The 23357-nt window shown below is 56.4% G+C and carries 18 protein-coding genes; 5 read left to right on the forward strand and 13 right to left on the reverse strand.

Annotated features, from left to right (window positions below; all coding sequences use genetic code 11):
• Positions 1-9 precede the first annotated feature (9 nt).
• Positions 10-876, reverse strand: a complete 867-nt coding sequence (locus EI982_RS16730) for a hypothetical protein (protein ID WP_157690770.1) — start codon at positions 874-876, stop codon at positions 10-12.
• Between the two features lie 655 nt (positions 877-1531).
• Between EI982_RS16730 and EI982_RS16735 the strand changes: the two genes are divergently transcribed.
• Positions 1532-2014, forward strand: a complete 483-nt coding sequence (locus EI982_RS16735) for a GIY-YIG nuclease family protein (protein ID WP_157690771.1) — start codon at positions 1532-1534, stop codon at positions 2012-2014.
• Between the two features lie 13 nt (positions 2015-2027).
• Here EI982_RS16735 and EI982_RS16740 read toward each other — a convergent pair whose 3' ends face one another.
• The 4 genes from EI982_RS16740 to EI982_RS16755 form a co-directional block, all read right to left on the reverse strand.
• The gene (locus EI982_RS16740) at positions 2028-3560 is read right to left on the reverse strand and encodes an ATP-binding protein (RefSeq protein WP_157690772.1); all 1533 of its coding nucleotides are present in this window, start codon (positions 3558-3560) and stop codon (positions 2028-2030) included.
• The gene (locus EI982_RS16745) at positions 3553-4815 is read right to left on the reverse strand and encodes a tRNA-guanine transglycosylase (RefSeq protein WP_157690773.1); all 1263 of its coding nucleotides are present in this window, start codon (positions 4813-4815) and stop codon (positions 3553-3555) included. The genes EI982_RS16740 and EI982_RS16745 overlap by 8 nt, the downstream gene beginning before the upstream one ends.
• Positions 4805-5209, reverse strand: a complete 405-nt coding sequence (locus tag EI982_RS16750; RefSeq protein WP_157690774.1) for a DUF6884 domain-containing protein — start codon at positions 5207-5209, stop codon at positions 4805-4807. Before EI982_RS16750 ends, EI982_RS16745 begins: the two co-directional genes overlap by 11 nt.
• A gap of 132 nt (positions 5210-5341) precedes the next feature.
• Positions 5342-7252, reverse strand: coding sequence for a tRNA-guanine transglycosylase (locus EI982_RS16755; RefSeq protein WP_199243678.1), 1911 nt, complete (start codon positions 7250-7252; stop codon positions 5342-5344).
• A 145-nt stretch (positions 7253-7397) separates the two neighbouring features.
• Between EI982_RS16755 and EI982_RS16760 the strand changes: the two genes are divergently transcribed.
• The 4 genes from EI982_RS16760 to EI982_RS16775 all read left to right on the forward strand — a co-directional run bounded on the left by EI982_RS16760 (position 7398) and on the right by EI982_RS16775 (position 10036).
• Positions 7398-7865: a 6-pyruvoyl trahydropterin synthase family protein gene (locus tag EI982_RS16760; RefSeq protein WP_157690775.1), complete on the forward strand. Its 468-nt coding sequence runs from the start codon at positions 7398-7400 to the stop codon at positions 7863-7865.
• 4 nt (positions 7866-7869) lie between these two features.
• A complete protein-coding gene (locus tag EI982_RS16765) occupies positions 7870-8649 on the forward strand; it encodes a 7-carboxy-7-deazaguanine synthase QueE (RefSeq protein WP_157691267.1) in 780 nt (259 codons plus the stop codon).
• 8 nt (positions 8650-8657) lie between these two features.
• Positions 8658-9368, forward strand: coding sequence for a 7-cyano-7-deazaguanine synthase QueC (gene queC / locus EI982_RS16770; protein ID WP_157690776.1), 711 nt, complete (start codon positions 8658-8660; stop codon positions 9366-9368).
• A gap of 200 nt (positions 9369-9568) precedes the next feature.
• Complete coding sequence (locus EI982_RS16775) at positions 9569-10036, forward strand: hypothetical protein (protein WP_157690777.1); 468 nt, start codon at positions 9569-9571, stop codon at positions 10034-10036.
• A gap of 41 nt (positions 10037-10077) precedes the next feature.
• Here the strand turns inward: EI982_RS16775 and EI982_RS16780 are convergent, their stop codons facing one another.
• The 8 genes from EI982_RS16780 to EI982_RS16815 all read right to left on the reverse strand — a co-directional run bounded on the left by EI982_RS16780 (position 10078) and on the right by EI982_RS16815 (position 23232).
• The gene (locus EI982_RS16780; RefSeq protein ID WP_157690778.1) at positions 10078-10404 is read right to left on the reverse strand and encodes a hypothetical protein; all 327 of its coding nucleotides are present in this window, start codon (positions 10402-10404) and stop codon (positions 10078-10080) included.
• A gap of 69 nt (positions 10405-10473) precedes the next feature.
• Positions 10474-12108: a hypothetical protein gene (locus EI982_RS16785; protein WP_157690779.1), complete on the reverse strand. Its 1635-nt coding sequence runs from the start codon at positions 12106-12108 to the stop codon at positions 10474-10476.
• A gap of 189 nt (positions 12109-12297) precedes the next feature.
• Complete coding sequence (locus EI982_RS16790; protein ID WP_157690780.1) at positions 12298-12888, reverse strand: hypothetical protein; 591 nt, start codon at positions 12886-12888, stop codon at positions 12298-12300.
• 120 nt (positions 12889-13008) lie between these two features.
• Positions 13009-13701: a hypothetical protein gene (locus tag EI982_RS16795; protein ID WP_157690781.1), complete on the reverse strand. Its 693-nt coding sequence runs from the start codon at positions 13699-13701 to the stop codon at positions 13009-13011.
• Positions 13685-16705 (reverse strand): hypothetical protein, encoded by a 3021-nt coding sequence (locus EI982_RS16800; RefSeq protein WP_157690782.1) that lies wholly within the window; start codon positions 16703-16705, stop codon positions 13685-13687. The genes EI982_RS16795 and EI982_RS16800 overlap by 17 nt, the downstream gene beginning before the upstream one ends.
• On the reverse strand, positions 16702-17550 hold the full coding sequence (locus tag EI982_RS16805) for a hypothetical protein (RefSeq protein ID WP_157690783.1): 849 nt from the start codon (positions 17548-17550) through the stop codon (positions 16702-16704). Before EI982_RS16805 ends, EI982_RS16800 begins: the two co-directional genes overlap by 4 nt.
• Positions 17550-18446 (reverse strand): hypothetical protein, encoded by an 897-nt coding sequence (locus EI982_RS16810; RefSeq protein WP_157690784.1) that lies wholly within the window; start codon positions 18444-18446, stop codon positions 17550-17552. Before EI982_RS16810 ends, EI982_RS16805 begins: the two co-directional genes overlap by 1 nt.
• Positions 18447-18483: 37 nt before the next feature.
• Positions 18484-23232, reverse strand: coding sequence for a DEAD/DEAH box helicase family protein (locus EI982_RS16815; RefSeq protein WP_157690785.1), 4749 nt, complete (start codon positions 23230-23232; stop codon positions 18484-18486).
• Positions 23233-23357 lie beyond the last annotated feature (125 nt).

Below are 23357 nucleotides of genomic sequence, written 5' to 3' on the forward strand. Positions count from 1 at the left end.
CAGATGTAGTCAGCAGTTAGCGAGACCTTGGTACAGCGAGTCATCGACAAATCGATCATAGAGATTGGAGTCTAGAAGAACCGCTCTGAGCAGTTCTTTGACCTCCTCTGGCGACTGGATCAGATTATATCGGTTGACGAGGTCAGTCGCCATCTCCAGTTGAACCGGTTGGTCGGTCGCGATCGCCTCACGGAGAGCGAGTCGAACGATCTGCAGATCGTTTCGTGATCGGAACCCCCATTCGTGAGCACGTTCCTCGACTTGGTTGTCGTAGCTGTCGAAGCCGATGATGTCGTGACATTCCCGACAGAGCGTGATACCTTGGTCGGGATTCGTCGACCAGTGGTGATAGTCGAGACTATCACGGGTATCTCGAATCTCCTGCTTGAGCTGGCTTATCCCTCGCCGACAGAGCGGACAGGTGAGTTCCCAGTCCCAGCCGAATTCTGAGGCCTTCGTACTGAGACGATTCGTGTACTCGTCGTTTCGAGGCTGGCCTTTGTAGTTGGTAATACCAGCCCAGAGCCACTCGTTCCAGTATGCCTGTGTCATCGCCGTGAGAGTCGGCGGTTCGACTGACGCTCTGTAGGCTGCGTCGACGGCGACGGCACACCAGCGGCGGAGTTCGACTTGGCAGGTCGTACAGCACACATCGAATTGAGGCACAACCCGCGGGAGACCCTGTTTGTGCGTAGCGACAACATCACCGCAGTTCGGACAGAGAATGACCGTCGGTTTCGATTCGAAGGCCGATATGTCGTCAGTCGCACCGAGTACGTAGGCTTGGTTCCCGTACGGACTGGTCTCGGCAGTTGACTCTGGTTGTTCAGGTTGTAGATTAGATATCTCAGATGATGATTGGTTCGACCGGTCCATCACACGATACGGTGCTGTTCGGCGTGCTCGGGATGCGGTTCCGTCTGACCAACTCTGAGCCCTTGGATGGGCTCACAGCCAACGATACGCCAACTTCGGTCTTCTTTGATTTCGTGGAGTCGCCACATCCCGGGTTGCTCTTCGAGTTGGAGAAACCGGAACCGGTGTCGGGAACCATCCGCACGACTGGTGAATGCAATTGCTGCTTCGGGTTCTTGATTCTCAGCGACACGTCGATTTCGTTCGGGAGCACTTGTTCCGCTCATACGTTTTACCATGTGGACGGACCTCTCGGGCGTGTCTGCCACAACCCACGAGTCCGTTCCACCTCTCCCGGCGGGTATAAACCAACTCTCGAAGCGAACCTTACCAAGGAGATTCCAACGGGGGCTTCAATTCACTTGGTAAGGCCAACCAGCTCAACAAGTGCTCCCACAGACTCTCGATAATTTTGCTCCACTTGATCGATGATCGTGAGTAGTCAGTAATCAAGTGACTATGTCTGGCACAATTATTTTCAACGCGAGCTTTTATGATTCTTACCATCTGATCGGAATTGATGAAGAGCTTAAGTTATTAGATAGGACTGAATAGAACTCATTGATACTGAATAATGGACCTTACCCCAATTCCACCCGAAGAGGGAGTCTACTGTATGTTTGATTTGGACAATAGACCAGCGTATGCGGGCCAGTCAAGTAATCTCCGCCGCAGACTACGACAGCACTTTATCCGACAAGACTCCAGTGTCTCAAGCTATGGTCGGCTTGATCTATGGGATATTGTCTCCGTTTCTTGGTGGACGACCAAACAGACTGACCAAGCCGAACAGGAACTACTAGATTATTTTCAGCCCTATCTAAATTTCCCAGCGAAGAGCGATATGCAAACTCAGCAGGGGAAATTCAATCTCAAGGAATCTGATGGAACTTTCGCACTCATGTCTGAGGACGAACAGGCGTTTCGACAACAACCGTATAACCGGGTCAAGCAGAAGATTGAGCACATCAACCGAATGGTCGACAAAATCAAATACGCCAACCACAGCGATGATACACGACGTACGCTCTATGAACACAAACGTATACTCGAAGAGAATCTTCAGGACTTCCTTGGAATCGACGAGATTCAAGAGTAACGACGTAATCGAATTACGTAATTTTGTTGTCTAATTCAACCACGGGAATTGTCTTTGGGTTCTCATCGCCGTACTGAATCTGGTTTTTCTGGAAGTCAAAGCGAATAGATTCGCCCATATAGGACGATCGTTCAATCCTCTTAAGTGCGTCAAGATCACCGAGCTTCCAGCAGACGAACCGGTCGATGTTGGTCAGCGGTGTCTCGTCTTCAAAGAAGTCGCTAAGTTTCACTTGTAACGACGCATTGTCGAACCCGTCGTCAGTGGCGAGGATCGCATTAACCTCATCGTCCATTTGGAAGTCCGCGATATGGATGGATTCAGGTGCACCGTTAGCGCTGTACCGTTCCAAAGCGGCGATGACCTCAGCCGGGTTTGACGGCGACAGCCCCTCCTGCTCTTGGGTGCGTTCTAACCGTTCTTGGAGTGAACTTTCTTGTGATCGTATACTGCGTTTCTTGTCCTCAAGCTTGCGGCGTTCGATGTAGTTCCGGTACCACGACTCTTGGCACACCTTGGTCATGTACCGGTCCAGCTCGTCCGTGATGGCTTGGTAGATGTTCCCGGATTTGTTCCGGATCTTCTCCCGGTTGGCGGAGAGCTCCAAGTCTTGGCAGTTGGCGATAAAGAAAAAGTGGAAGAATTCGTTATCCGCACCTATCGCGTCGTTGTACCGTTCGACTTTGATGTGATCTTTCGCCAGCCAGATCCCGAACTGGGCAGAGTGCTTCCCATAGGTCGGCAGCTTGTTCCGTGCTTCCTTCCCACCCACCATCCCGACAACCTCCATCGTCAGTTCCCGGCCGTCATCGATCGTGACATTCAGCTCCCGTGGCGGGTAATGCTTGCACATCTCCTCGGCGACGAACTCACCTTCTGGATCCTGATTTTCAGCAGGGAATTTCAACCTATTATCGGTCTCGATCGGGTCTCGGGTGTCGTCGATCATGGGTGAGAGCTCGACGTTGATATCCATCTCGTGGAAGTCGTCGTTGAAGTACCAGGCTGTCGAGCCGCCGATGGTCTTCCACTTGATGTAGTGCTCGATCTTGTTGTAGGTGAGCTGCTGCGGGTCGAAGCCCTGGCCAGCCCGGAATCCGTGTACTTCAATCCGGGTGCGTGACGGCTCGTCAACGTCTGCCGTGTCGATCGAGTATCTGGGGAGTTCGCGGTTGTTCAGCTTCGCCCACGGCTGGTCCATTATCGACTCGATTCGGGTCCCGTCCTTGACTGTCTCGACCCGGATCTTATCGCTCTTGTAGTAGATCTTGGTTCCGTGGCCTTTGTACCCGATAGCATCGTCTTTGTTCGAGTTTCCGAGATCGAAGAACGACGATAGGTCGTCTTCGTCCATCCCGTGGCCGTCGTCTTTGATGACCAAGGTGTTCCGTCCTTCATTGTCCTGCTCGATCTTGATGTCGACCTGGGTTGCGTTTGCGTCGTAGGAATTCGACAATGCTTCTCTGATGACTTCCAACGGGTCCTCGAAGTCGCTCGCAATCTCGATGAACTCGTTGACCTCGTTGACTTGTGGTGTCTTATGCATAGGTTGTGTCTGTCTCCTCGAAGTATGGGTTCATCCGTTCGTTGATTAGCTGGTAGACGAACTTGCGGAAGCCTTTCTGGTCCTTCACAGCCTCCTCAAGGTAGTCAGCTACCTGCTCTTGGTCACCCTCGGCGATCAACTGGCGGAACTGGCGGAGCTCGCGTTGCTGAATCGCCAGATTGTGTGCGGCGACCGAACCAAGGATATCTTTCTGATACAGGTCGTCCATTTCGTTCCGCATCCGTGCCCGGTGGAAATCGTCGTTACAGATGCGACAATCACAGGCGTCGAAGTCTGCCTCGTCCACCGGGACCGTCTCAAACAAATTGACGCAGTACTTACCGTTGATCGCCTGATGTAGATAGGATGCGGAATCGAAGGAGTCAGCTCCGACAGCGACGAGCAACGGCATCGTGTTCCCCGAAATTCCTAATACGTGCAGGGGGAGATCTCCGTAACCTCGCTGTTGCATCACCCGCTTACAGTCGGATACTGCTTCGATAAGAACCTCGACGTTGTCCTTCCGGGGGACTAGGCTACCTAATGCAATCCCGTCGAATATCTCGGGGATCGGTTCTGCAAGCTCATCTTTAATAAGATCGAAGGACCGTTCAAGCATCGCCTCGTAGTAGCCGTGGACTGTCAGATAGCATGCACCGTTGACCTCGTCACGGCGCTCTGCGAACTGAGCAGCGTTGGCGGCAGTTTGCTCCATTTTCTCGATTCGTTCCTCGAACTCGTCGTCAGGGTGAATCGGATGGTCTAGATTGACGACGATATCAGGGCCCAGGTCCAACTGCATATCCAAGGCTTTGTCCTGATCGATGTCCTTCTCGAAGTCCTCACCTTCTAGACCGCCCTGCTTCAGGATTTTGTAGCCACCGGAGTCTGCAAAGATCATCCCATCATAATCGCTGAAACATTCCCACTCACGGATTTCTTTGTTAAGATACCAGTCCAGCTTCTTTTCTCGAATGCCGTAGTCAGCCAAGGAAGAGATGGAAGTCATTACACCACGGAACAGGTCACTGTAGTCTTCACCACCGGTGACTTCGTTGTCGTGAGCAAGGAACTCCTTGATCGTACGGTGGACGCCGCCACCAAATAGAGCGCCCTCGTTGCCGCCGCCGTAGAAGTTAATGACGGGAAACAGATGCGGTGTTTCTAAGATCCGGTCGTTTATTTGGAGCTGGCCACGCCGCGCTTCACCTGCCTCTGCTACGGTATCAAACGACACCATACTATCAGTCACCATGCACCGGAATCGATCGGCCGCTGGACACCAGATGCTTCAATTGCTTGCCTTTCATACCGATGCCACTGCCCTCAATATAGTGAATCGGGACATCGACAGCGACTTCAATTCCGTCAATAGCCGGCAAATAATCCTCCCCCAGATTGACCCATACTTTGCCATACTTATTGTCAGCGACTTTCTTCGCAATAGCACTGACGACTTCGCCGTTCAATTCGTTAGCACGATCTGTGTCCATCCGACGGTCATAATATCCTATTTTGTCATCGCTTTCAACGATACCATGCTCAGCAGATATAATTATAATGTCAAGTCCGGGCTGAAACTGGTCCGCGCGTAGTGCCTTCTTGATGATTCTGAAGAAGTATCCATCGTACAAATCGATGGCGGGCACCGGTGTGTCCACCGATTTCTTTGTCGCGGAACACGATTGGACTAATAGTGACGTCATCTGTCTGCTGATCGCGTGAGGAGACCTTAGTCTTTGTGGAGAATCAACGGAGGCGCATAGGATAGCTGGGACGCCTCACAGTGAACTCGTAAATCGGCCCACAAACTCGTCGATATTCTCGCTGCGGAAATGCTCAGTCAGTTGGAGGGCTCGGGGATCAGATGGGTATATCTCACCCCGGCCATACCGAGTGAATGCCTCATCGATGGCACGACGATATGCTTTGCTTGTCGTGTAGGCCAGGATGTGGTCGAATCGCTCACCGAATTGGTCCAGGTACTGGGCAAGGCGGTTCGCAACGAGTTCGATTTGGTCGTCGTCAGCAGTGGTGAGGACATACTCGTAGCTCATCACCGGGTCCGCCTCCTCGAACTCCTCTGGCACAGGGCCGTACAACCCTGAGACGGATATCTTGTGGAACCGGTCCCGGTACTCCTCAAGCAAAGAGAGTACTGCCTGCTGTGTCCGAGAATCGGAGTAGGGTTTCTCCTGGCTGCACGGCAGAATCAGCAGGACATCTGCCTCGCTTGGCGGCTGGTAACTGTTCTGCTGGAGGATGCTGAAATCGTTGGGACCGTGCTTCAACGAGATGGTCCGTTTCTCCCGCGTCGTGTCTTCAACGCCTTCGAGGAAGCCAGAGAGTTTGGTCTGGAACGTTTCAGCGTCCGGTCCCGCAACGAGTTCCTCGTAGCCGATGTCAGCCAGCTGTTCGCGGAGCTCCGGGTTGTGAAGCTGTGCTCGCTTCAATCCCTTCTCGACAATGTTCTTCCCCTGAGCGAACTCCGCCACGATTTCAAGCAATTCGCCGTCATCGATGGCGTCCCGTACCTCCTGCATCTGACGGCTATACAGCTCAAAGTTGTGGTGAGCTATCTGTGCGTAGTACTCGCTCTTGTAGTGCTTGCCGTGCTCCCCCTCGATACGTTTGTAGCTAACATCCGACTCCAACAGGGCGTGCCGCATATCGTCGAAGTAAATATCCTGGCATGCCTGACAATCGCAGTCCCCCTCATCCCAGTCGCTCAACTTGGTCCGCCGCCACGTCTCCGGATGGATGAAGCTCTTGTTGCGAGCTGCTTTCAGGTAGTTCGAGGAGTCGAACGTGTCGACACCGAGGAGGGAGAGCAGGGGACAGAGCCGGCCGCTGATACCGAAGACGTGGAGCGCGATGTCGTCGTACCGTTCCTCCGGTATCGCATCCCTTGCACCTTGGACGATGTCGACGAGGACGTTCGGCGAGTTGCTGAGCGGGACAAGTGATCCAAGCGCAAAGCCCTCGAACGCTTCATCGAGTTCCTCAGCCCGGTCCAGAAATCGGCTCACGTACCAATTGACGTCCTCGTAGCTATGGCCGTGAATCGCTACGTAGACGGACGGTGTCCCGTCGACATCCCATTCCTCAAGCTTCTCATCGTCATTGAGCAACTGTAGACATTCGACTGCGTTGTCGATACTCCACTCCATTCGCTCGGTGGCCTCCTCCCGGTTCAGGTTCTGAGGAATTGGGAAGTCCAATGTGGCGACGATGTCCGCGCCGTAATCCAACTGTAGCTTCAGGATGCTCTCCGGGTTCGTGTAGATACCCCAGTCGTTCTCGCTCCCACCATCTTCCGGTGGCTGTCCGAACGTCGTCGAGTTCATCAGCTTGAACCCGCCGGAGTCGACAAACAAGGGCTGCGTAAACCCTGGCTCGACGTCACTCTCCTCGAAGTGCTGCTTCAGCGGCTTCTCCCGCCACTCCGCCAAGTTGTCCGGGGTGAGGTTGTAGTCGAGAAACGTCATCGTCTGGAACATGATACCTTGGACGGTGTCACTCTGGAAGAGATGGCGACGCGTGTACCGCCAGATGCCGCCTGATTTTGGTGTGGTCCCTCCGATAAGGTTCGCAACAGGGAGAAGCGCAGGTGTCTGAATCTGGCCGGCAGACGTCTCTATCTCGCCTTGCCGACCGTACCTAGCCTTTGCAAGAGTTCTGAATGCAGACATCAAATAACCTGTGTAGTACCTCTATGCGACACCTCAATTAACCCCTCGCTGTAGAAACCATCAGAAATACAACCAAATCGAAGATGGCCTTCGTTCCTTTCGGTGAGTAGCCCAATCTTAAGTATGCCCCAAGTAATACTGCAGTATGCCTCAGCACGCACTAGAAGAACCAATCATCTCCTCACAGGATTTTACAGAGGCGGAACGGACCCTACATGTCGGACGTGATCGGCCAATACGGATCAGCGCGGGTCACCGCATTCTGCACCATGACGGCAAGTGTAGCCGTCCCCACGGCCATAACTACGCGATCCGTGTCGCGGTGACCGGCACCTTGACCGAGGAAGGATGGGTCGTCGACAAAGGAGATATTACTGAAGTATTATTTGACTGGGATCACCGGTTCCTCGTTGAACAGGACGACCCGTTGATCGAGGCATTTGAGGCCAGCGGCGACAGCGATGCTGCCGTCGTCCTAGACCAGCCACCAACAGCCGAAGTCATGGGACTCGTCCTCGAACAACGATTGGAGGACGTATTACCGGACACGGTCAGTGACGTTGTAGTCGAAGTCCGAGAGACCGGTGAACTTGCTGCTGGAGGGCCGTTGTAGACCGATGCCGGTGAGCTCGGACGCTGAAACGGCTGATGAAGCAGCCGATCCGGAAGCCCAACAGGGGTTGCCGGTAAACGAGTTGTTCTACTCACTACAGGGCGAGGGCAAACTGGCCGGGATGCCAAGCGTGTTCGTCCGGACCAGCGGGTGTAACCTCCGGTGTTGGTTCTGTGATTCCTACCATACCAGCTGGGAACCGACCCATGCCTGGCTCGACATCGACGCTATCATCGACCGCGTCACCGGCCACGACGAAGCCGAGCACGTCGTCATCACCGGTGGCGAACCGTTACTCCACCAGGAGACGGCCGAGTTACTGGACCGACTCAGTGCTGCCGGCTTCCATACGACCGTCGAGACGAACGGTACGATCTACCGCGACACCGCGATCGACCTTGCAAGTATCAGTCCAAAGCTGGCGAACAGTACCCCAACCACAGCGAAGGATCCGCGGGGCGAGGGGGAATGGGCTGACCGGCATGAAAACCGCCGGGTCGACATCGATGCGCTGTGCCAGCTTATCGAGACCTACGACTTCCAGCTGAAGTTTGTTGTCACCGGCTGTGACGATATGCCGGAGATCAACCAGTTGGTCGAGCGACTGCGGGACGCTGCCGCGACGACGATCCGGGATTCGGACGTGTTGTTGATGCCGGAGGGAGCGACGCGGGAGCGGTTGGCGGAGACGCGTGAACTGACTGCTGAGGTGGCGATGGAGCACGGATATCAGTATACGCCGCGCCTCCACGTCGACCTCTGGAATGACGCACCAGAAACCTAACCACAACAATGACTGACCATACAGACGACCAAGGTAGTGCGGTTGTGCTTGTATCAGGCGGCATGGATAGTGCGACGGTAGCATTCGAGGCGGTACACAGGGGTTACGACCTGTACTTCCTCCACACTACCTACGGCCAACAGACAGCAGACAAAGAGTCAGAGTGCGCTCAGCAATTGGCCGACTACATGGATGTAGCTGACTTCCTCCACATCGAGACCGACCACCTCGCCCGGATCGGTGCATCCAGCCTCACAGACGACAGCATCGACGTCGAGGAAGTGGATCTCGACAGCGACGAGATCCCGTCCAGCTACGTCCCGTTTCGGAACGCGAACCTGCTGTCGATGGCGACGTCGTACGCCGAGGCCAACGACTGCGGCGCGATCTTCCTCGGTGCACACAGCGAGGATTACTCCGGCTACCCGGACTGCCGACCTGAGTTCTTCGACGCGTTTCAACAGGTCATCGAGGTCGGAACGAAACCGGAAACATCGATCGAGTTAGTCGCCCCGTTCGTCGACTGGAGCAAGACCGAGATCGCGGAGCGGGGCCTCGACTTGGATGTGCCGTACGAGTTGACGTGGAGCTGTTACCGTGAGGAGGCACCGGCCTGCGGTACCTGTGACGCCTGTGCCTACCGGCTCAAAGCGTTCCAGGAGGCCGGTGTCGAGGACCCGATCGAGTACGCGGAGCGACCAACCTATAGCGAGTCGTAGCTGTCGTCGGTCAGTTCAGTGAATTCTCCGGTTTCGACGGCTTCAAACACGTCGTAGGCCGGGTTCTTGTCCAGAACTTCGTCGCAGTCCTTGCAGGCAGTGTAGAGGCTGCCGTGCTGGTACCAGTAGTCGGTCCGTTCGATTATGGTAGAGGTTCGTGGGATTAGTTTCTAATGATGCACCTTGCGTATGTACCTAGTATGACGTTGTATCTCGTTCCGATGGATGAACCGTCGTATCGGGCGACGCTTGCAGAACCCCTTGATTTGAACGGCTGGGAGAACCGGCCGGCTGACTTCCCGGTCACGGCTCGTGTCTGGGGTGTTCGAACCGATCCCGCGCAGGGTTCCTGGGAACGGAACAGGCGAACGTGGAAGCGGATGGAATCGGATGAGCCGTTGCTGTTCTATCTGAATGGGACTGGTGAGTTTGTTGCCTATGGCCGAATTGGGGTGAGGTGTGAAACGGACTACATCCGGGACGAGTACTGGAATGGTGGGCCTGCCATCAGTGTCTACACTGTTCAGGAGTACGACGATTCAGTCTCGATGGGTTTGGCTGAGGCGAAGTCGATCCTAGGGTATGAGGACGGCTTTGTCCTGCGGGGAACACACCGTGTCAGCGAGGACCGACCTGTTGACAGACTGCTTCGCAAGGCAACTTCTTGATCGTCTAAGTCGGGATAGAAGATCGAATGGGCGAGACTAGTTTATGCCTCGGTCTGGTCGCCGGTGAATTGGTCTTCTCCTTTGAGTCGGCCTGCGGTACCATTCATCGCGTAGATGAGCGTGGCTGCCACCTCGAACGCTTCCTCACGGGCGAGCCGGTCGATCGGTTTCGTCACAAACTCCTCACTGTCGGCGTTCACACCGGTAATCGGGATCACTGAGTAGTCTCCGTCTCCCATCGTCCCATCAAGCCGGACAAAGATGGTCTCATCGTCATCATACACCCACTCGATGTAGTACTCGTCATGAATGTGCTCAGTCCACCCTGGCGGATAGTAGTCAAGCTCGTCCGTCTCGCTCTCAGGCATATGAAGGTACACACATCGAACCGGCTAAAAACGTTTGTCTCACTCTATTCTTCCGGCACGCTTCCCTGTTCAGAAGGGGAACTGTTGCGATGACAGCTCTTCTTCCATCGCCTCAATATCAGCAAGTACCGGGTTTACCTCGTCCTCAACTTGGAACTCGACAGCACAGGCTCCGTCTTCAACACGGCTGGCAGTTTCACCGATACCGAAGAAATCGTTGTCCCCCTCCATGGGGGTATCGTCAGTTTCTGGCCATCCGCCAAGTCCCTGTGTTGATGAATCCAGCTGATTCATATCGACTCCGATCGAATCAAGCCCTCGCCCCATCTCGGTAAAAGGGGTGACCGGCTCTTCGTCAGGGGTTGCTTCCTCGATTGTTCGCCTGCCCGGTGCCTGATCCCGACTGTGGCGGGACGGCTCAGTCCTCGGAAGCTCCACCCACTGTGACAGCTCTTCCATGCGTGGTCCAAGTTGCTTGTCGTCCCGACGATTCGAGGTGTCAGCGGCTACCTCCATCCCTGCCGCGTTGACCCCGCTGGATGCGTCATAGACAGTACCGTCGACGAGGTCGTCGAGTGTGGGGAAGTCGTGCAGCGGTTCATAGGTCGTTGGCGGGGTTCTAGACTTGTTTCGGATCGTCTCTTCGTTGTTAGGGACGGAAGAGCCAGTGACTCGATTGTCTATCTGGTCTCGATACACAGAGGGTTCCCGCTTCGGTGAGATGGGGAGCTGCTCGTCAACTGTTGTAACCCGATCTCGGGGTAGCGCATCTTGTCGTCTCCGCCTCTGTGAACGACCGTCCGCAGGTGGCTGCTGTGCTGATTGCTGCCTACGCTGGGGGGATTCCCTGTTCGGTTCACGTTGCCGGTTGTTTTCTTTGGCTTGTTCGCTGGACGTTGTTTTGGAGCCGGAAGTAAGCGCTTCGCGGAGCAAATGTCGGAGCAACGATGAGCCAGTCACTTCCACAGAACTGCCGACCGCCTCGTGGCTGATCGGTGAACGAAGGAGTTCGAAATAGAATAATTCGCCTCCAGCGTCTACGCTTGCGCCGGTAGCATCCAGCCCGAATTCCGCGACATTCCAGGAATAGTCGAAGCCAGCCGGGTCAACACCGGTCTTCACTTCGACCGGATCGACAAGCTGCCGCCCTAATCGCGACAATGCTGAGGAACGGTTATTACACGAGCTATGAAGAGAGCGTCGATATCCTGTCCGAGCAGACGAGGATTTAGTACCCTGACGTCCCTTGGTTACATCTCGCTTTGCAGTGGAATAGTCGGTTTGCTGCGTGTATGGGCTATCGATAGTCTTGTTCTCCAACTCCGTTGCCGATTGGGTCGCGATAGTGGATGGCTGCTGCGGTGGTGACGGTTGTACCTCTTCCTTCGCGTCCTCGGGAACGGAATCGTCCTTATCCACTGCGGATAGTTCAGATGGTTGCTCCTGCTCATCGCTCGGCCCGTCTGTATCGTCATTATCGGGAGAACGATCATTGTTAGGGGAGGGAAAAGAGTCGGTGGATGTCGAAGCAGTCGCTACTGGTTGAGGAGCTCGTGTCGATGTCGAAGACGGCCACAGCAACTTGACAATGTAGAGGCCGATGACTGCGATACCGCCATAGGCGACGATATCTGGAAGTGCCACGGCGAAACTCAATACTTGGTTGAGAAAGGATCCGATCGATTCCGTGGCAATCCCACGCATTTGGTGACCATTTGGTCGGCTGTCGTAAGTATTCTACTACCCGATTACTGTTGCATCGGCTCAATCCGTGCGACCAGCCAGTGCTGAGTTGGTACAAGCTGAGTACCGATCCAACGATAAGAACCTCCGTGAGGTTCGAGAGTTTCCAGAAGCAGATATTGCAGAAGTCGGATGAGTGACCAGTAGGCGTTAGGGAGAGATGAAAGCGGTGCCAAGGGCTTGGATACTGAAGCCGAGCAGGATGAGGAATATGCCGCTTCGTCGAAACCGGGAGTCAAGTTCTCGGATGCGCTCTCGAACGAAGTACTGGACGGGTTTTAGTTCGACGTAGACATCGTTGTCGACACCATCGCCAGTCAGATGTAGCGCTTTTCGGATGTCATCCTCGTGAAACCCATGTTCCTCTGGACTGATGGTATCGACACAGCCCCACGCGATATCCGACGATGTATTGTCTGACCCCTCGTATTGATCTCGAATAAGATGTAAGAGATCGTCGAAGGTGGGAGATCGAGCTGGAGCGAGCAGGTGTTCATCATCTAAATCGGGATCCGCAGCAACCCACCCGGGAAACGGCTTGAGTGTCTCATCTTGGCTTTGCTTCAACCGTCCAGTTTCAAACCGTCGGTTCATTGCTGGCCAGTCAGGCACCACCAAAACAACCGCACCGACCACATCGATCAATAATCCTGTAACGACGACTGCTCCACTGGTCAAGGAGTAGTAGCATGTGTAGAGGAGTGCTGTAGGGACGAGAACGAGTAGTGCGAGGGCTGCCACAAACCGTGTCCGAGGAAATGTAACTGACATCGAGTATACTCGACTGACACACACCAAGTCTATGAACGTTAGTGCTCGGCTTGGTTACTTGCCTTTTGTATCATTTTAATGGCGAGAACGTCATCCAAGCCGAATTTCCAGGTAGTCAGCAAGGTTTGATCCGGTGAGTGCCTCGCGTTCTTCTTCGGTGAGGTCATTAAAATACAGCGGGTCGTCCGACAGCAGTTGATCCATTACGTCTTCGAGGGTGGTGCCGCTGTAGCTTCCGAGCAGGTCTTCCTGTATCTGTTGCAGGGCGTTCGACATTGTGGCTGCAACGTCATGGGCTTCCTGTTGTTTCGCCTCGAATGAGTCCTCGGCTTCGTCAGTGTAGACTTGGGCCTTCCAGTCCCAGTCGTCGAGCAGCGACTCGAGTGCTTTGAGTTTGCCCATGTCGGCTGCCTCAACATGTTCGTTCAATTTCCGCATCGCCCTGACCCGGTCCCGTTCCTCGGTCCGTTCTTCTTGAATTGTGTTCTCGATCTGGCGGGCATCCTGACTGACCTGGTCCTCGACATCGTCGATGACGTCGTCTAAGGCGTCGAAATCCCGATCCGCGGCGCACCCTTTTGCCTCGCGGACCTTCTCCTTGGCCTCGTCCGAGACCTCGGCTTCTAAATCGAGGAAGTCTCTGGCGATGATCGCCTGTAGCATAGTCTCCTCCATCTCGGTAGCTACCTCCTCTAACCGGTCCTCCAAGTCCTGGCGGAGATACTGTTGGTGGACCGTCTCCAGTTCCTGTTCGAACAGCGACTGGTCACTCGTCTCCGACATAGTACTGACTCACCTCCTGGAAATACGGAGCAAAGGAAGACGACGATTCACCTGTCTCGAAGTCAAACCCATTGAATGCCTCGATAAGCTCGTGTTCCATCAGTTTGTACTCGATCAGCATCTTGTGGATCGAGTCCTGCGTCGACGTAGTCAACGTGTTGAGACATAACTTACTGGCAGCGACCACCTCGTCCACCTCGGCCTGGCTGTACGAATCGAACTGTAGCAGCGACTCGTACAACGAGCGGTCTACCTCGTAGTTATCCAAGACATCGACCTTGTCATGGATCCGCTCCATGTCGGTCCCTCCCAGTTCATCCTGCGCCGTCCGGGCCGTCGTGTATTCCTGCATCTGGTCTTCCTGCTGATCCAGTGACTTCTGCATCCGATACGCCTTGGTCACCATGTCGACCAGTTTCGTGTCAGTATCGAACCGAACACGCGAGCTCAACCCGTCCGGGTCAGCACGGAGACTGCTCAACACGTCCTCCGGATCGTGATAGGAAAACCACCGACGGAGACGAGGTAAGTCCAATGTGGAGTCATTGACCGCGAGACGCTCTGCGACAAGTGAGTCGAATGCCACCGCATACTGCATGAATTCCTTGATGTACTCCTGTGCTTCAGGAGCTAGTTCATCAGTCAGAGCCGTCTCTAATGTCGTGTCCAACGCGTAGTCCTCACCGTCGGCGAACCGCTCGTTCAAGGTTGCTGCCGTTACCTCTTGCCACGGATCATCCAGCACGACGATCCAGGCATATGCTGCGAGGACGAAGTCGTCGAACCCGTACGGTGGGTCGTACTTGTAGTAGACCGAGGTATCCCCGATATACTGATCCCTGACCTTGGCCCGCCACTGCCGGGCATACTCCGTCAACTGGCCACCGACCAACGTAAGGATCCGTTGCTCGTCGGCGCTCGCATCCGCCTCGTCACTTCGGATCCCGTATTTCAACAGTTCACGGATATCAGACCGCTGGAAATCCTGCGGGTCAAGTACAATCTGGTTCGGGCCAGGCGAGGACTCCGCAGACGGATACACGAACGGATCATCCGACCGGCTGAGGTTGTACCGAAGGTCACAGTCCGTCCACAGTGAGTAATCCTGCGTCAACGTATTGATGAGGTCGGTGAACGCCGTCCGCAGGTAGGCGTCCGTCTCGACATACGATTCGTCCTGTGGATTGGCGTACCAGTTGTCCACGTAGCCGCTTTGCTCGTTGATAATCCGCTCAACACGGCTCAACCCTCCGCCATCACCGCCTTCACCGCTTTCATCGTCTTCCTCAGTTTTCTCCTCGTCTCTACCTGCCTCGTCCTCACCTTCGTCGTCCTCGTCGGTTTCACCCGGCTCCGTCTCTTCATCCTCGGGCGGGATGTACTCGACACCGGGAATCTTCACGTGGTCATCCAGCAGTTCGATGTTTGCCGGGAGGTCGTCCGCTTCTGGGTTCTCGGGAAGCAGCCCGAATGCTTCGAGGAAGGCCCGGTCAACGGCGATGTACTTGTCGTATCGGTCGGTATCGCCGTACCATTTGGCGACGTGGGCGAAGACTTCGGCTTCCCGGTAGACGTCGTCATGGGCTGCGACCCGGTTAGTCACGTGATTCAACGGGCTGGCCGTGGCGGGACACGTTGCCGTCCCGTTGAAGTATTCGAGCACGGTCTCGAAGACGACGATGATCAGTTCACGGGGCGACTGTTCGCTCTCATCAATCCCGGTGTAGATCCGTTCGATAAACTGCTGGTTGAAGGGGTACAAGTCGCGGAAGCTGTCTTCGCACAAACCACACGACGCGCACAGTGAGCCCGGATCCGGGTCCAGCAAGGTGAAGTCGCCGGCGTCCCGGTCGTAGCGTACGCTGCCATCGTGGTGCTTGATGTAGCCGAGGTACGGCCGGATGAAGTCAACAGCCGTCTCGTCGTCGAGGAAGAGGACTTGGTTGGAGTTCTGTTTGTTCGTCCGGTAGAACCGGAACCGGTCCTCCGCGGTCCGTTTGTGGAGGACTGCCGTTGAATCACGGGTGCCAGCGACGATGAAATCCCAGTTATCACCGGGGTTGTCGCGTTCCATGAAGTTGCGGAGCTGCCGCGCCTGCATCCCGGTGATCGAGAAGTCCTCGAAGACAGCGACCGGCCGTTTGTCACCGTATTTCTCTTTGAACTTCTCACTGACTTCTTCCAGCAGATCAGTCAACGGCGGGGTATCGTACTGGTCGAGTAGTGCCTGCCAGAACCCGCTGCTCAGTTTCTCCGCTGGATGCCCCTCGAAGGCGTCGGCGTCCTCGTCGAAGACCTGGAGGAAGCTGTTCTGTTCGTATTCCTGCTCGGTCACCAAGTTCGGTTCTTCGCCGTACTGCCGAGGCTCAACCAACCGGTCGCGGATCCGTTCCGCCACGAACTCGACGATGGCGTCCTCTTGCTCCGGTGTCGTCGAGGTCTCGTAGCCGTCCCATCCAATCTCCAGCAACGCGGTGTAGGCGGCTTGGCTTGCGACCATCCGCGGCCGCTGTTTGATATCGTCTTCAAGCCGCTTGAACTGGGACGAGGTCTCCAACGTCTCGTCAAAGTGTTTCTGGTAGAAGTCAGGGATATCCTCCGTCAGCATCGACATCAAATCCGTGTCTTTGTCGACGCGGAGGATCGGACGGTCAGCGTCGTTCTCTAACCGATGGGTGAGCGCCACGCAGAGTTCCGATTTCCCGGTTCCGACCTCGCCCTCGATGACGACGGCGAAGTTCTTGTTGCGGCTTCCGGAGAAATCCTGGTAGACATCGTCCTCGGTGACGACTCGTTCCTCATCGGTTTCCAACGATGGGCCGTCGACACCGCCTTCAGTCTGGAAGAGTTCGATCGGGCGGTGCGTGAACCAGAACAGGTCCGGATTCTCGGCGCGGACGGCAGCAACCCGGCTGAACAGGCTGCGCAGGTCGGACTCATCCTTTTCGTGGAAGTGTGGGCAGAACAAATCGTCGGGAGGGGAGGATACAGTTTCGCTACTCATGACGTGATAACGATGGAGTTCGCTGATTGTTCGCGGCGGTCGTGCGTCGGCATCCGGTCGAAGGCGACAGCACCTTGATCACCGATCTCTGCTAGGCGGATCCGCTCCTCGTTCATCAGTTGGTAGAGGGAACGGCTGAGGATGGCGGGCACACCGCCAGTGTCGTCTGGAAGGTAGAGCAGGTTGTTCGACAGCCAGTCCAGATACGTCCGTACCTCGATGACGGGGTTGCCGTCGACCGTTCGGCCAGCGGCGTCATGTGCCCGTTTGATCGAGTGGGAGATGAGTGATGGGTCGGGGTAGACGGTGAACTCGTGTGTCTCATACTGGTGGAGCAGGCCAAGGTAGGTGGCAAGGCGGCCCCAGTTTTCCATCTTGTTCGGGTTCAGATCGATCCGGTCACCACGGTACGTCGGATAGTACTCCAAGGTGTCACGTTCCCAGCGGTCCATCTGCTTCCTGACTGCTTCGTCGTTGTCGTTGATCCGCTGGTAGTCTTTCTTGATGAGGTACGCGTAATTCAAGTGGAAGACGGCTTGCTTCCCCCAGTCAGGCGGTGTGAGAGATGACGCGAGATGTTCTAACGCGGTCAACTGGAAGTCTAGCGTCTCGTCGCCCGTGGACCACGTGTAGTCACGGACGGTGTACTCTTCGTCTTTGGAATCAAGCAGCCCTAACCGCTGTAACCCCTTTGCCCCTTCATCGACGGCAGCAGCACTCAGTCCGGTATCGTCGACAATTTCGTCGTCAGTCGTATTGCCGCGGTTGACTGATTCGTAGACCGGTTTGAGTGACCTGGGATTCTGGATGGTGTTGAGAAGATATCCTTGGCCAGGATCTGTCATTATGGGCTCCGTTGTAGCCACGCTTTGTAAGTTTGCCCTAGAGGAGTCGAATCGAGGTTACGTGCTTCGCGCCGCGCATCGCTCATCGACGCATCTTGGGCGACAGCAGCTGGATCGAACGCACGCGTGTTCTCCGCGACCGTAGAATTCAGGGAACGGACCACCGACATAGCCGTCGAGGAGTCCCATTCGATACGGCGACGCAGCCACGAGACCAAGTTCTGCAACGCGTGATCCTTCTTGGGACTGGTGCCAGGCCCGTCGTCGCTTCGGAACGCTGCTGCAATCGCGTCGTACAGTGGAAGGTACGGTGCATCGTTCAACAGGGAGAAGAGTTCGGTCGTCTGCGTCACGGTCTCACCGGCTACACGTTCATACAGGATAGCGTTGTCTTGGAGGAAGACGTTCCGTGTGTCGGTAAGCGGGAAATCGAATCCCTGGTCGTTGTACCACTGGCTCACGGCATCATACACATCGTCGTAAGGGCGTTGTGCGATGGCGAAGGGTTCGTGGTAGAGCGGGCGCAGCCCTTGCTGAGTTTGGAACTGTTTCTCGTCCGCAACGACGACCATCGTCCCTCTCTCCTGCCACCGGTTGATCAGGCCGCCGATCGAATGCTGCGTCTCATTCTCGTAGTACTGCGTCGTCAAAGCCGCTAACACTTGGTCCTCGTACTCGATGTTCTGGAGCAAGCTGTACTCATAGGAGAACAAGCCCCGTCCATCGCCGCTCTGAAGCTGCCGCCACCTCCAGGGATACGTGAACTCCTCGACACCGAGGCGATCGAGCGCGGGGAGACAGCGGAGCAGGCCGAACTGCGACCGTTGCTCGGTCGTGTCGTGGATGAGGAACACGCCCTGTTGGGAGAGGAACGATTGGATCGTCTCCCACTTCATCGATACTGCCTCATCATCTGTAACTGGGGAACGGCGGTCATGGTGTTTGTCCTAATGCCTCCGCGAGCAGCGTCCTGTTCAGCAAGTCGTTGTCGAGATAGGTGGCCGGTGTCCGCTCGATCAGGAGGCAGTTCTCACAATAGCCGCTACACTCGTCACAGTCAACCACGTTTCGGACCTCGTCGACGACAGCGTCCAAGTGCCGGTCAACCTGTGTCGCGATCCCGTTGCCACCCTGCCGGTTGTCGACGATGTAGACACGGACTTCGTCGCCGGTGGCCGTCACCTTCACGCGGAAATCGTCTTGGTCACTCTGGGTTTCGACGGCGACCGCTTTCGTCAACGCTTGTTCCAAGCTGATGAACAGTTGGGGCCACACCGCCTCGTCTTCCTGCTCCAACGCCTCATCCGGCAGGCGGTCAGCCACCGTTGCCTGGTCAAACGTGAGACAGATTCCCTGTGTGGCGTACTGTTTCCCGACAGGCGCGTACCGAGCATCACCGTCGTCGCTGTCAGGGATCCGTGCTTCAGACCTTTTGATCTCTTTCCCGGATCCCATCGTGTGCCGACGTTCGAACACTGGGATGAAGTCGATTACCTCGTAGCCGCCGACCGCGACGTCGCAGGGAAGGCCGAATATCGTGGCTTCTTCGCCTGCCGTTGTTTCGCCACGGCTCGTGATGTGGGTCGTCATAATGGGCGAGGTACTGTACTGGTCTTCGAACTGGCGGGCTTTCCGACAGTTGACTGCCTGGACACCGTGGACCGAAATCGCGTCTAACGGGCTGCCGCAGTGTGGGCACTGCTCTGCTGCTGTCCGGTAGCTTTCGAACGGCCGGGTACAGTCCTCGTTGGTACAGATCGCCACCGTCTGTAACGGTTCCTGCGTTCCTTCGACGTCCGACACTAGGTAGGTTGAGCCGTACAGGGTCATCACTGCCCCTCGCTCATTTTCCTCACCGGGGTAGAAGTCGTAGAGGCGGCCATCACCTTGGAATGAGATGCTTTCACTGCTGCCCTCGAACTGGACGGGGAACTGTTGGCCGAACTCGCGGTAGTTCGCTAAGTAGCCCAGCCGGTTGAGCCAGAAATCCAGGCGGTCATTCCCGTTACGCACGTCGTCGAGGTCGGTGCTGTCACTGAAGCTGCGGAGCTGGCCACAGGCTTGCTGTGTCCGTTTCCGGAAGCTCATCGGGCCGTCACTGGTGAAGACAGCGTCGAAGACCTCCAAGCCGCGTTGCCCGAACACTGGCTCGATATGGTCCCGCAACCGATCCGTCACGTCGTCGCGGACGAAGGTGCGTAGCTCGTCAAGATTCGCTTCCACCCGGTCGGCGAACTCGGCAACCGAGTCGACCGACTGATCAATCTGGTAGGTCTCCTCGAACGTGTCGCTGGGATGCAGGTTGCGGGCGAGATAGGCGATGACCTCGGTCACGACATGGCCGGCCAGGACTTCGTCGAAGTCGAACGGGTCCGGGACACGGACAGGGTCGAAGCTGCCGAAGAACCGGTCCAGGTCGTCGTAGTAGTGTGCGTCTACAGGATGGGTGCCGCGGACCGTGGTGGCTACCAGGGATTCGCTGCCGCGTGTCCGCCCGGTTCGGCCACTGCGTTGCACGTAGTTGGTCAAGGTTGGCGGTATCCCGACCTGTGCCACTGAATCCAGGGTGCCGATGTCCACGCCGAGTTCCATAGTTGGGGTCGCGCTGACGATGTTGACGTCCGGATCTGATTTCCGGAACCCTTCCTCGATGGCGCTCCGTAGTGTCGGTGGGACGTCCCCTTTATGGATTCCGACCGTGATGAAGTCCAACTCCATCGTCTCGACCTGGTCGCGCGGTACCGGCGGCCCTTCACTCGGGATGAGGGGTGCAAGGATGTCGTGGCCCCAGTGGTCGACCGGGTACTCCCAGTCTGTCTCGACGTCTGCCCAGCCGAGGAGGGTCATCGAGCCGTCGTCCTCGACACGGAACCGTTGGTGGACGTCGACCGTATTGGCGCAGGTCGGGCAGTGGGCAAGGCCGTCACCGTCACGGGGGACAGGTGACGCTGTGTAACAGTCGTCGCAGAACGTTACCTGGGGAACCAGTTGGAGGTCGGTCTTACTCGCGTAGTCGTGGACGATGAAGATGCCGCCGCCGCCATCACTGTAGCCGCCACGTGCTTCCAAATCGGCGATCTGGTCTTCTATGTACTCGAAGACGTCGTCCTCAGTTGCTTCATCCTTCCTCGCGTTGAGGATCGTGTTGCGGATGTCGTCCCACGTTTTAAGTTCAAGGACGTCGCCGTCCAGCAAGCCCTGCAACACGTCATCGACAACCTCGTCGATTTCCTGTTCGGTGAACCGGGTCTCGGACTCGAGTTTGTTGACCAACCGCTCCCGGGTGTACCCCTGGAACTTAATTCCGTGTTTCTGGAACTGAGGCGGGAACCGGCTGACGAAGAGATTGAACACCTCGTGGCCGATCGCTGCGGTCTTCGGATCGGGACAGGTATAGACCCAGGCAGGGGTGACAAGCGCTGCTTCACGGAGATGTTGGCACTGGGAGAGCCGTGCATTCGGCTCAATCACGTTCCACAGCTCAACGAGGATATCGTTTGCATCCGTTTCCCGGTCCGGTGTGTTCTGTCGCAGCGGCTGCCAGTATTTCTCCCGCAGTGTATCCAACACCGGGTAAAACAGTGACCGGGCCTCGGCTCGGCCACCTTCCTCGATCAACTGCTTCACGTACAGCGTCTCAGCGGTTAACCCGTACTCCGTCCCGATGATCTCGTTGCTGACCGATTCAGCTGTCGACCGTGAATCAGAGAAGACCAACGTCTTCTCGGACGGCATCGACCGGCACAACGACGTCAACATGAACGAGAGCAAGGTCGGCGTCGGCACCGTGATATCGGTCAACCGGAGCCGTGACGACGTACAGCCAGGACACGGCCCGTCCGTCCCGCCGCCGTAGACCGGTTGGAACACCTCGTCGTCCTCATCCCCATCCTCGTCTTCGTTGTCGGTGTCGGCTTCGACGAACGGGTGGTGGCAGGTCCGGCAGAACCGGAGTTCCCGTGTCTGGTGGCCCTCCGGACAGGACCGGCCACGGGTCACTTCCTCGCACGTCTGGCACCAGTAGACTTTCCGCGGCGGTTTGGCGAACATATGGTACTTCGCCGTCACCATCCCGGCTGCCCGGCCCAAGGCAAGCAGAGCTGACACCGCTTCTTCCGGGTTCGACGCACCTGCTTCCTCAAGCCGGTTCACGAGGTCAGCGTAGTGCTCGAACTCGACCTCGGTGGTCGACTCGTCCATGAACCACGATGCAACAGTCGCGACTTCCGGCACCGTATCACGGATAAACTGGAACCATCTGCCGCCGAGATCACCGTGCTCCACCACCTGTTCCGTCAAGGTATCCAGTTCCTCGGCGGCGATCCCGGGTGCTGTCCCACCGTTCTGGACAGCTCTCGCTGTATCGTCTTCCTGTTCGGTGTCGATGCAATCAGCGATCGGGGCGAACACCCAGTCTCGGTGCTGGTCCGGCACAGTCAACGGGTCTGGCCCTGCCAGGAGTCCGATCACTTCCAATGTAGTGACGGCACCGGTCAACTGGGGATAGCTGTCGCAGAACGTCTCTCGGTCGACGGCGTGGCGTTCGGTGAGGACGATTGTTTCCACGATGTCGCGGAGTGAGCACTCCGCAAACCGGTCGAAATCAGTCGTCCCGGTGACCGGGAAGTCGCGGGCGGTGAATCCGAGCTCGTTGACGTCGTCTCGATCCGTCCCGGTCAGGACGGATGCCAGGTCGCTGGGGTTCTCGATGGTGGCGGAGACCAGCGTGACCTGTGGGTCGTGCGCTGCGTAAAACTGTTTGAGGCGGCGAGTGAGCAGCCCGATACTTGATCCTGAGATCCCGCTCCATACGTGGGCTTCGTCGAAGACCAAGTGTTGGACCGGGCTTTTCTCCGGGCCTTGCCCCAGGATGTCACGGGTGGCCTCGTTGTTGCTGACGAACATGTAGTCGAGCGCTTCCGGGTTCGTCAGGAGGATGTCGACCCCGTCACGGATCTGCTCCCGGGTGATCTTGAGCCACGGATACGTCCAGTCCTCGCTGCCCGGTGTCCCATCGCTGGTCACCTGTAAATCGTCCTGCGTACGGGGGCACTCCAGACCGCGGACGTTGGCACCGATATCCAGGTCGAAGTCACGCGGTCCGACAGCTGCCGGCGTATCTCGGTCCCAGATCCCGATGGTGACGCGCTCTTCGCGTGGCAGTTCTTGGTTCACCGTGTCGATGTAGCGGAGGAACCGGTTGAGCTGGTCGACACCCAGCGTCTTCATCGGGTAGATGACAATCGATTTCAACCCGTCGTCGTCCGTCGCCACACAGTCATTGAGTACCGGGAGGAAGAACGACTCCGTTTTCCCGGTCGCTGTCGGCACAGCCAAGATATTGTCGTCGGGATCCGTCTCGATGGCCTCGATCGTGTCTGCCTGGTGCTGATAGAGCGACCCGGTACGGTCCCCACCGAACAACTCGTCGACGACCGCGTCGACAACCCGGTCATCGTAGCCGTACTGGTCCAGTAACTCGGTGGCTGGCCGCTCCGCTGTGGCTGGCGGTGAGACAAATTCGAGATACGGACCTTTGGTATCCACTAGTTCGTTGGAGACGAAGGAGGTAGCGTTGGTAACGCCTGAAATACGGTTGAGCTTGGTGAGTTTCCGATTCCACCACGTGATCTCGGAGGCACGATCCGTGGCGGTGGTAAACGCGTTCAACGGAGATGGCATTGACCGTATAAAGGTGGAGACGGCGACCCCTCAATAGACTTTGTGCTCATTCTTCGGATCCTCATCGACTGACGGGTCTTGTACCTGTACGCAGAGTGTTTAATAAACCAAAATTTATGCAATTG

The sequence above is a fragment of the Haloplanus salinarum genome (assembly GCF_009762275.1).
GTDB classification, from domain to species: domain Archaea; phylum Halobacteriota; class Halobacteria; order Halobacteriales; family Haloferacaceae; genus Haloplanus; species Haloplanus salinarum.